This is a genomic window from Corynebacterium kozikiae, assembly GCF_024580965.1.
Classification (GTDB): domain Bacteria; phylum Actinomycetota; class Actinomycetes; order Mycobacteriales; family Mycobacteriaceae; genus Corynebacterium; species Corynebacterium kozikiae.
The window spans coordinates 24,503-34,264 of the sequence record NZ_JANIKJ010000019.1 but is presented as its reverse complement, the minus strand read 5'-3'; the positions used below and the strand labels follow the sequence as shown (position 1 = coordinate 34,264).

Genomic DNA, 9,762 nt, shown 5'->3' with positions numbered 1-9,762 from the left:
ATGATGGGGCCGGAGGTTTGTTTCACAAGGTCGATGATGGAGTTGATGATCTTGTGGTTGGTGAGAAAATTTTGGCCATGCTCGTGACGGCCGTGTCCGTATGCAGACATCAGGTGTGCTCCTTGGATTTGAAAGGGAGCCGGGTATGACAAATAGCCGCCCGGCTAAAGGACCGGAGCGGTTTTTAACCTACGGGGTAGGAAACCGCCTTAGCGGTTGGTGCGCAACCGCAAGAAAGCGGTACCTGAAATCAACATGGGTCTAATTATATCCCCGCCCGCCCCCAGTAGAGAAAAAGAAAAGGCCTACAGGCGCAAATTGTCCTGTAGACCTTTTCTTACTCATAGCGAGGGACCTTGTCCTCACTTTCTGTACTTGCATTCTACTCTTGGAAAGTTTCAATGCAAGTTCCCCAAGGGTGTGCAACCTTCTGGTGGTCGATGATCACAGCTCAAAGGTGTGATGTCCATGGGTTTTTGGAAAAGGAGTCCGAAGACTTCTTGGACAGGGAGTCCAGTTACTTGTTGGGCAGGGAGTCCGTCGCTTTGTGGACGGGGAGTCTAAGGGGTTTGTGGACGAGTTTTAGGTGCTGGGCGGCCTATGGCTTTTTGCGGCGTGAGGGCCGTGGTCGTGACAGGATCAGTTTGATCTCTGGTGGGCGGCGGTGCCACATCCTTTCGACATATCCGATATTGATCTGACCTCCGGCTGGTCGGTGCAACAAGGTAAGGGGCTATCGCTTCCTTCCGCTGGTGGGTTAGTTGTGAAAGGCCTCACCTGCTTTTGACCCGGACCCCTGCCGCGCCTTCTCGCCGTGGGGCGCTGCCGAAGTGGGGTCTTGGGAGCGTCGGAAAGCTTCAGGAAACCAAGATTGAGTCCACCACGCTCAACTTTCTAAAAAATTTTTCTGCCTTTTACCAGGGCTTTTAGGTTCTCGGGGCAATTTACAGCAGTGGGGCGGGAACAATATCCAGGGTGGGGGAGTTAGGCTAAGTGTCGGGTTGAGTGGAGCAGGCTCAACCCAGTGAACACTTCAATAAAACACAATGTAGGAAGGAACCTCCATGTCCCGTGCAGTAGGTATTGACCTCGGTACCACCAACTCCGTAGTTGCCGTTCTTGAGGGCGGTGAGCCCGTAGTTATTGCGAACTCCGAGGGTTCGCGCACCACCCCATCCGTGGTGGCTTTTGCCAAGAATGGTGAGGTGCTGGTTGGCCAGTCCGCCAAGAACCAGGCGGTGACCAACGTGGACCGCACCATCCGCTCCGTCAAGCGCCACATTGGCACTGACTGGACTGTTGGCATCGATGAGAAGAATTACACCCCACAGGAAATTTCCGCCCGTACCCTGCAGAAACTGAAGAGGGACGCAGAGGCATACCTTGGTGAGGACGTCACCGATGCCGTGATTACCGTTCCCGCATACTTCTCCGACGCACAGCGCCAGGCAACCAAGGAAGCCGGCCAGATCGCGGGCCTCAACGTGCTGCGCATCGTGAACGAGCCAACCGCAGCCGCGCTCGCATACGGCCTGGAGAAGGGCGAGAAGGAGCAGACCATCCTGGTGTTTGACCTCGGTGGCGGTACCTTTGACGTCTCCCTGCTGGAAATCGGCGACGGCGTGGTGGAAGTCCGCGCAACCGCCGGTGACAATGAGCTCGGTGGCGATGACTGGGATCAGCGCATCGTGGACTGGCTGGTAGAGCGCTTCAAGGCGTCCTCCGGCGTGGACCTCTCCAAGGACAAGATGGCCATGCAGCGTCTGCGCGAAGCAGCCGAGAAGGCAAAGATTGAGCTGTCCTCCTCCCAGAGCGCAACCGTGAACCTGCCATACATCACCGTTGATGCAGACAAGAACCCACTGTTCCTGGACGAGACGCTTTCTCGCACTGAGTTCCAGCGCCTTACCCAGGATCTGCTGGACCGCACCAAGACCCCGTTCAACCAGGTAATCAAGGATGCCGGTGTGTCCGTCTCCGAGATCGACCACGTGGTGCTGGTGGGTGGCTCCACCCGCATGCCTGCAGTATCTGACCTGGTCAAGGAGCTCACCGGTGGCCGCGAGCCAAACAAGGGCGTGAACCCAGACGAGGTAGTGGCAGTTGGCGCTGCACTCCAGGCCGGTGTGCTCCGCGGCGAAGTCAAGGACGTGCTGCTGCTGGACGTCACCCCACTCTCCCTGGGAATTGAGACCAAGGGTGGCTTGATGACCAAGCTCATCGAGCGCAACACCACCATTCCGACCAAGCGCTCCGAGACCTTCACCACGGCTGAAAACAACCAGCCATCCGTGCAGATTCAGGTCTACCAGGGCGAGCGTGAGATGGCGGCGGACAACAAGCTGCTTGGTTCCTTTGAGCTCGGCGGCATTGCGCCTGCGCCACAGGGTGTGCCACAGATCGAGGTGACCTTTGACATCGACGCCAACGGCATCGTCCACGTCACCGCCAAGGACAAGGGCACCGGTAAGGAAAACACCATCAAGATCCAGGACGGCTCCGGCCTCTCCCAGGAAGAGATCGACCGCATGGTGAAGGACGCCGAGGCCCACGCGGAAGAGGACAAGAAGCGCCGCGAGGAGCAGGAAATCCGCAACTCCGCTGAGTCCATGGCTTACCAGACCCGTAAGTTCCTGGAGGAAAACGGCGAGAAGGTTTCTGAGGACGTGAAGACCAAGGTCAACGAAGCCGCCGACGCCGTGGACGAGGCCCTCAAGGGCAGCGACATCGAGGCCATCAAGGCAGCCGTAGACAAGCTCTCCACCGAATCCCAGGAAATGGGCAAGCAAATCTACGAAGCCGAAGCAGCCCAGGCCAACGCCCAGGATGCCGCTGACGCCGACCCCAACGTGGTGGACGCAGAGGTTGTAGATGAGGACGAGGACAAGAAGTAATGTCTGACCAAAACCAAAACCCCGACGTACCCGAGGTTGAGGAGGAGTTGCTTACCGACGCCCCCAGCGCCGAAGGTGAACAGGTTGCAGCGGAAGGTGCCGCCGAAACCCTAGAGGGCGCTGAGGTGGATGGCTCTGAGGTGGATCGCCATGAGGCGGGTGCCGCAGGCGATCTGCAGGCGCAGCTTGATGAGCGCACTGAAGATCTGCAACGGATCACCGCGGAGTACGCTAACTACCGGCGTAGGACCGAGCGGGAGCGCCAAGCAACGGTAGAGCTGGCAAAAGCACAGGTGATCACCACGTTGCTGCCGTTGCTCGATGACCTTGAGCTCGCCGAGAAGCACGGTGACCTCGCCGAGGGACCGCTCAAAGTCTTCCGCGATAAGTTGGTGGGCGTCCTCGACGGCCACAAGGTGGAAGCCTTCGCTGAAGAGGGTGACCCCTTTGATGCCGAGCGTCACGAGGCCGTGCAGGACCTCTCCACTGGAGACGAAAAGGTGATTGGTACCGTGTTGCGCCGAGGCTACCAAGCAGGCGAGCGCCTCCTGCGTACTGCAATGGTGATCATCGCCGACCCGGCCGAGCCACAAGAAGTAGTGCAGCCGCAAGAAGCGCCTGCCGAGTAGCCTGCTGCTCGCGCAGAGAGCAATGAGCCCCCGAACCAGTTTCGGTTGGGGGCTCATTTTCGTGTGTTAGCCTAGGACTGATCTTCGTTCATGAATATATAGTTCATTTCGCAAAGATCAATGTGAAAGTCGGTGTTCAACGGGAATCCAGTGAGAATCTGGAACTGACGCGCAGCGGTAACGTAAGCACTTGGCCGTGAACTGGGTGAGCCCACTGGGCATCCTGGGAAGAGCTCATTACAGATGGCCGAGATTCTTGTCTTATGGAGTCCGAAAACCTTGCACCGAGTGGGATGATCGGGAGTGCGCGATCTGCTTCTGGTCACTATGAAAGGCACGTTGGCTTGCCCATGCAACGGCGAATTCTCACGGCTTCCGTGATTATCGGTGTGGGCTGCGCTCTCGCTTGTGTGAGTTTGGTTGCAGCCCTTGTGCTGGGCTCTGCAGAGGTGAGTTTTTCTCAAGCGTGGTCCGTTTTGGCGTCGCACGTCTTGGGCCAGGAGGCCGCCGTACCCAAGAGTGTGGATTCTATTGTGTGGGATCTGCGTCTTCCTCGGAGTTTGTTGGCTCTCATTGTTGGTGCTGGTCTTGCAGTGTCTGGCGTGGCCATGCAGACGCTTGTCCGCAACCCTCTTGCAGACCCCTACATTCTTGGTATTTCTTCAGGCGCAGGTGTGGGTGCTACTGCTGTCATTCTGTTTGGCTGGTTTGGCAGCCTGCCCGTTTCCGCACTCACCGTGGGCGCCCTGGTGGGTGCGGCGGCTGCGTCGTTTGCCATCATGGCTTTTGCTCGCACGCGCGCTGGTTTGACGCCTCTGCGCCTCGTCCTGGGTGGCGTGGTGCTCTCGGCAGCGTTTTCCGCACTCTCCAGCTTTATGGTGTTTGCAGGCCCAGATCCGCGTGCAGCGCAGTCCGTGATGTTCTGGATGTTGGGCAGTGTCGCGGGCGCTACCTGGGCAAAGCTCTGGTTCCCGCTCGTGGCGGTGTTGCTGGTGAGCACATACTTTGTGATGTGGAGTAGACAGTTGGACGCTTTGGCAACGGGACGGGAGACGGCCGCAGCCGTGGGTGTGGAAGTGCCTAAGTTGCGGATGGGTTTGTTTCTTGCACAGTCGGTGCTGGTTGGCTCGATTGTGGCCGTGGCCGGGGGCATCGGCTTTGTGGGCCTGGTGATTCCCCACGCTGCTCGAATTCTCGTGGGCGCGTCGCATCGCTTGCTTATTCCGGTTGCCCTCACGGGCGGGGCGTTGTTCATGCTCTGGGTGGATGTGTTGGCGCGTGTGATTGGTGGTTCCCAGGAGATGCCGCTCGGCGTGGTCACGGGACTTATCGGTGCACCGCTGTTCCTCTACCTGATGGCGAAGAATAGTTATCGCTATGGAGGTATGGAATGAATTGTGTGCAACATGGCGCGCTCCTCAAGGCGCGCGGCCTGACCTTTTCGTACCACAACGGCGATCAGCCAATCTTGCGGGATCTGGACCTCACGCTGCAGCCGGAACAAATGACGGCCATCGTGGGCACGAACGGTGCGGGGAAGTCCACCCTGCTTAAGTTGCTAGCAGGTGTCATGGAACCCAGTGGTGGGAAGATCCTCGTCGGTGAGGAGTCCTTGCGGTCGATGCCGGCGCGGCAGCGGGCACAGCAACTCGCGTTTGTGGCGCAGGAGGAGCAGCCTCCCTTTGAGATGGAAGTTATCGACTTTGTGAGCTTGGGCCGCCTCCCGTACTCTTCGCGTTTTGGAGTGATGCGGGCCAGCGATCATGAGGCCGTTCAGGCCGCGATCCAGCTCATGAGGATTGAGAACCTCGCCGGGCGCAATAGCGGTGAGCTTTCTGGCGGCCAGCGCAGGCGCGTGGTGATCGCCCGTGGTATCGCACAGCGGAGCCCATTCCTCCTGCTTGATGAGCCAACCAACCACCTCGATGTATGCCACCAGCATCAGGTGCTCAATATGGTGCGAGAGTCTCACAGTACCGTCGTTGCGGCGATTCACGACCTCGACCTCGTCCTCACCTACTTCGACCGCGTGATAGTGCTGCATGAGGCTTCGGTATTCGCTGACGGATCGCCTGTTGACGTTCTCACGCAAGACGTTGTGCAACAGGTCTTTGGGGTGCGCTCCCACATCGAGCACGTGGAGGCTCTCCGGCATCCGCACCTGCTCACTGAAAAATTTGAAGACTAATTAGAACAAAACCCCATTTTGGGATGGAGGAAACCCCATGAAAACTTGGAACAAAACCCTCGCAGTATTTACTCTGTGTGGCCTCGGCCTCGTGGGCTGCACCTCTTCAGGTGATGCGCCGCAAGCGGAGGGCGATCAGGCGTCGATCACCCTGACCAACTGTGGCCAGGAGGTGACCTACCCAGGTGAAGCCAAGAAGATGCTGGTCAATGACGGTAACATCATGTCCCTCGTGCTGGCTGCCGACGCAATTGACGCAGTGACCGCCGTGAGCTCCATGCAGCGCGACTTGGACATCTTGCAGGCCGCCTACGGTGACGCCATCGCGTCGAAGGAAGAGATCGCGGAGAAGTACCCCACGCTTGAGGAGATCGTGGCATCGCAAGCCGACGTCTACGTGGCTGGCTGGGGCTACGGTCTGAGCGAAGACAAGGGCATCACCCCAGAGCGCTTGGCCGAGTACGACATTGCTACCTACGTGCTCTCGGAGTCCTGCCGTCAGCAGGACGGGGAGGGCCGCGGGGTGATCAACCCCTACGACGCAGTGCGCGAAGACCTCCACAACATTGGCCTGCTCACCGGCAATGAGAAGGAGGCCAAGGAGGCCGTGCAGCGCTTTGACAAGCGCCTAGACGCGCTGGAGGCCGCACCGGAAGCAACCAAGGAGCCCGTGGTGCTGGTCTTCGACTCCGGCACTGACACCGTATTCACCTCTGGCCGTTGGGGCGCTCCTCAGGGCATCATCGAGGCGGCAGGCGCCAAGAACGCAATGGAGGGTGTGGAGGATACGTGGGTATCGGTGAACTGGGAGGCAATCGCTGAGCAGCAACCCGACGCCATCGCGTTTGTGGATTACCCCGGCCAAACGCTGGAAGAGAAAGTGGAGCTGCTGCGCAGTCACCCGGTGACCAAGGATCTGCCGGCCGTGAAGGAAAACCGCTTTATCAACCTTCCCTACGCCATGTGGTGTGAGTCGCCGCTGAACGTCGATGCCGCGGAGCATGTGCGTAAGGCCCTCGAGTACTTCAAGCTTGTCCCAGAAAGCACCATCGCCCCAGAGTTGGCCCTGCCTGATTCCGTACCGGGTCAGGAGTACACGCGCGGTTAGGTTCTTTCTTCTCCCATCACACCACGCTGCCGAGTGTTTGGCCGCGTGGTGTTTTTATGCGCTCACGTGCACGGCTGGGTTTCGCTCGCACACCCAGGGTGCAATAAAAACTCCAACGTGAGCGTTGCGTCCACTAGACTCAACTTTTAGTGAACAGGAAAGAAAGGTGTGCGCATTATGGCACCAAAACCAGAGTGGGCTGAGAAGGACTACTACAAGGACCTCGGTGTATCCAAAACCGCTACCGAGGCGGAGATTAAAAAGGCGTATCGCAAGCTTGCTCGCGAAAACCACCCGGATTCCAACCCCGGCAACGCAGCCGCGGAGGAGCGCTTCAAAGCCGTGGCCGAGGCATATGACGTGGTGGGTGACCCAGAAAAGCGTAAAGAGTATGACGATTTCCGCCGGATGGCGTCTCGCGGATTTGGTCAGGCAGGAGGCGCCGGCTTTCCCGGCGGGTTTCGCCAAGCGCAAGAAGGATTCGACTTCCAAGACATCTTCACTCAAAGAGGCGGAGGATTTAGCCAAGAGGGCCCTTTGGGGGATATCTTCGGTGGCATTTTCAACCGCGGCAGTGGTACTCGCAACACAACTGCGCCGCCGCGGGGACAAGACGTAGAAACCTCCATCCGAATTAGCTTCCGCGAGGTCGCGCGCGGCACCACCATTCCGGTAAAGCTCACCGGTGAGGTTCCGTGCCAAACCTGCCACGGCTCGGGCGCGAAGTCGGGCCAACCGCAGAACTGCCCCACCTGCCAAGGAACAGGGTTTACCAGTGAGAACCGCGGTGCCTTTGGCTTCAGTGCACCGTGTAAAGACTGTGGCGGTACCGGCAAGAAGATCACCGACCCCTGCCCGGATTGCAACGCCACCGGTACCCAGCGCAAAACCAGGGACATCACGGTGCGCATCCCACAGGGCATCCGCGACGGCCAAAAAGTTCGCCTCGCAGGCCAGGGCGAAGCCGGGCACAACGGCGCCCCAGCAGGCGATCTCTTTGTGACCGTCCACGTTGACGCCGACCCCGTCTTTACCCGCGACGGCCAAGACCTTGAGCTTACGGTGCCAATCTCCTTCGCCGAGGCAGCCCTCGGCGGGACCGTCTCCGTGCCCACGCTCGATGGTCGGGTGACTGTGAAGATCCCGGCGGGAACTCCCGACGGGCGCGTGTTGCGCGTGCGAGGGAAAGGAGTGCCGCGCAAGACTGGCGCTGCTGGAGACCTCCTTGTGCGCGTCGTTGTGCAAGTGCCGCCGACGCTCGACGTAGATGCCACAACCGCACTGCGAACCTATGCGCAGGCGGAGCGCGATGCCGGATTTGACCCGCGCCAGGGATGGGCGGGCAACGCTTAGGAGGTGAGAACCATGAGTACAGAACGGACAACCTATGTGATCTCGGTTGCTGCGGAGCTTTCCGGGATGCACGCGCAGACTTTGCGCACCTATGACCGCATGGGTCTGGTCACGCCGGAGCGCACATCTGGTGGCGGGCGTAGGTACAGCGAGAACGATATTTCCATGTTGCGGGAGATTCAGTCGCTTTCCCAGGATCAGGGAGTCAACCTTGCGGGGATCAAAGCCATCATTGAGCTAAAGCGCGAAAATGAGCAGCTCAAGCGCGAAAATGAGCAACTGCGCCGCCAAGTAGCCAGGCCCAAAGGGGAGATTGTGCACGTGCCGCGTTCAACTGCCGTGGTGATGTGGCAGCCGCGTCGAGGGCGCTCTTCCTCCTCCTCATAGTAAAAAGGAGGGCATGGATTCCCTGGATACGCAGTATTCCCGCAGACTTGTTGCCCCCGACCTCGCGCGTGGTTTTGCCTTATTAGGCATCGCCATTGCAAATGCAATTACGGCGTGGTCGGGGGACGCGGGGGAGACTGGATTCGGGATCGTGCGCAACACCGCCGACTCCATGGCCGGCCTGTTTGGCGCAATGTTCGTGCATGTGCGCGGCATCGCCCTGTTCTCCACGCTGCTGGGATACGGCATCGGGATGATCTACGCCCGGGAACTGCAAAAAGGCCACCGTGCCACCCGCGTGATTCTGCGCAGATACGCCTGGCTCGCGGGTTTCGGTGTGTTGCATGCAATCTTCCTGTTCTGGGGAGACATCATGGTGTTCTACGGGCTGGCCGGCATGGCAATGTGCCTGGTGGTGCGCCTCAAAGACAAGGCCCTGTTGACCATCGCCGCCGCGCTTGCGGTGGTGTGGATTGGTGTGATGGGGCTCTTGACTGCGCTTTCGGTTGTCATGGGTGGCGTCATAGACATGGCAAAACTCAATATGGCGGCGCCTATGGTGGAAAGCTACCTGGATCAGCTTGTGGCGGGCGCGATCATAGTGGCAAGCCAGCCTCTGAGCTTTTTCGGCGTGATCTTCATGCTGGGCCCGTGCATCCTCGTGGGGTTTGTGGCCGGGCGCCGCGGCATGATGTGGCATGTGCCGCGCTACCTACCGCTGCTGCGCGCCCTGGCACTTATCACCTTTGGCCTGTGCATCATTCTGGGTGCTGTATGGTGGTTCATCGGGATCAACGGCATGAACACGGAAGCGATCGTGTTCATCAATACTGCTGTGGGTCCGCTTTCCGGCCCGGGTTTCCTGGCCATGTTTGCGCTGTTGGCGCACTGGGTTGAGCGCCGCGGGGGAGTAGGGGAAATCTTCGGTGCGGTGGCCGCTCTTGGCTCAATGAGTATGAGTGGGTATGTGGCGCAGTCGGTCCTCTTTGGGTTGATCATGGCCCCGTACGGCCTGGGTGTGGGCTACGGGGGTGGCGCTGCCTATGTTACCGGCGTGGCCGTGTTCGTGTGGCTAGTGACTGTGCTTGTAGCAGGTTTTTGGCGCAGTCTGGGCAAGCGCGGGCCGGTGGAATCAATCCACCGGAAGGTGGGATATTCACCAAAATTGGCATAAATCTTTCGCACACAAAGCAAAATCTGTAA

The 9,762-nt window shown here is 59.2% G+C and carries 9 protein-coding genes, 1 pseudogene and 1 riboswitch; of the genes and pseudogenes, 8 read left to right on the top strand and 2 right to left on the bottom strand.

The genetic code is table 11. From position 1 onward, the window contains the following. Positions 1 to 110 (bottom strand): annotated as a pseudogene (locus NQ018_RS09740) (23S ribosomal RNA methyltransferase Erm); the annotation flags it as partial. Positions 111 to 209: 99 nt separating this feature from the next. Then, positions 210 to 257 (bottom strand): erythromycin resistance leader peptide, encoded by a 48-nt coding sequence (locus tag NQ018_RS11645; RefSeq protein ID WP_011116968.1) that lies wholly within the window; start codon positions 255 to 257, stop codon positions 210 to 212. 807 nt (positions 258 to 1,064) lie between these two features. On the opposite strand from NQ018_RS11645, the gene dnaK reads away from it, so the two are divergent. The 8 genes from dnaK to NQ018_RS09700 all read left to right on the top strand — a co-directional run bounded on the left by dnaK (position 1,065) and on the right by NQ018_RS09700 (position 9,733). Further along, on the top strand, positions 1,065 to 2,894 hold the full coding sequence (gene dnaK / locus NQ018_RS09735) for a molecular chaperone DnaK (RefSeq protein WP_257038255.1): 1,830 nt from the start codon (positions 1,065 to 1,067) through the stop codon (positions 2,892 to 2,894). Beyond that, the gene (gene grpE, locus NQ018_RS09730) at positions 2,894 to 3,523 is read left to right on the top strand and encodes a nucleotide exchange factor GrpE (protein ID WP_257038253.1); all 630 of its coding nucleotides are present in this window, start codon (positions 2,894 to 2,896) and stop codon (positions 3,521 to 3,523) included. The genes dnaK and grpE overlap by 1 nt, the downstream gene beginning before the upstream one ends. Before the next feature lie 115 nt (positions 3,524 to 3,638). After that, a riboswitch (cobalamin riboswitch) is annotated at positions 3,639 to 3,824 on the top strand. A 49-nt stretch (positions 3,825 to 3,873) separates the two neighbouring features. Further along, positions 3,874 to 4,917: a FecCD family ABC transporter permease gene (locus tag NQ018_RS09725; RefSeq protein ID WP_257038252.1), complete on the top strand. Its 1,044-nt coding sequence runs from the start codon at positions 3,874 to 3,876 to the stop codon at positions 4,915 to 4,917. Further along, a complete protein-coding gene (locus NQ018_RS09720) occupies positions 4,914 to 5,711 on the top strand; it encodes an ABC transporter ATP-binding protein (protein WP_257038251.1) in 798 nt (265 codons plus the stop codon). Before NQ018_RS09725 ends, NQ018_RS09720 begins: the two co-directional genes overlap by 4 nt. A gap of 37 nt (positions 5,712 to 5,748) precedes the next feature. Continuing rightward, positions 5,749 to 6,819, top strand: a complete 1,071-nt coding sequence (locus NQ018_RS09715) for an ABC transporter substrate-binding protein (RefSeq protein WP_257060683.1) — start codon at positions 5,749 to 5,751, stop codon at positions 6,817 to 6,819. A 177-nt stretch (positions 6,820 to 6,996) separates the two neighbouring features. Further along, the gene (dnaJ, locus tag NQ018_RS09710) at positions 6,997 to 8,172 is read left to right on the top strand and encodes a molecular chaperone DnaJ (RefSeq protein ID WP_257060682.1); all 1,176 of its coding nucleotides are present in this window, start codon (positions 6,997 to 6,999) and stop codon (positions 8,170 to 8,172) included. Between the two features lie 12 nt (positions 8,173 to 8,184). Further along, a complete protein-coding gene (locus NQ018_RS09705; protein ID WP_257060679.1) occupies positions 8,185 to 8,559 on the top strand; it encodes a heat shock protein transcriptional repressor HspR in 375 nt (124 codons plus the stop codon). 13 nt (positions 8,560 to 8,572) lie between these two features. Further along, entirely contained in the window at positions 8,573 to 9,733 is a 1,161-nt protein-coding gene (locus NQ018_RS09700) for a DUF418 domain-containing protein (RefSeq protein ID WP_257060677.1), read from the top strand. Positions 9,734 to 9,762: the final 29 nt, after the last annotated feature.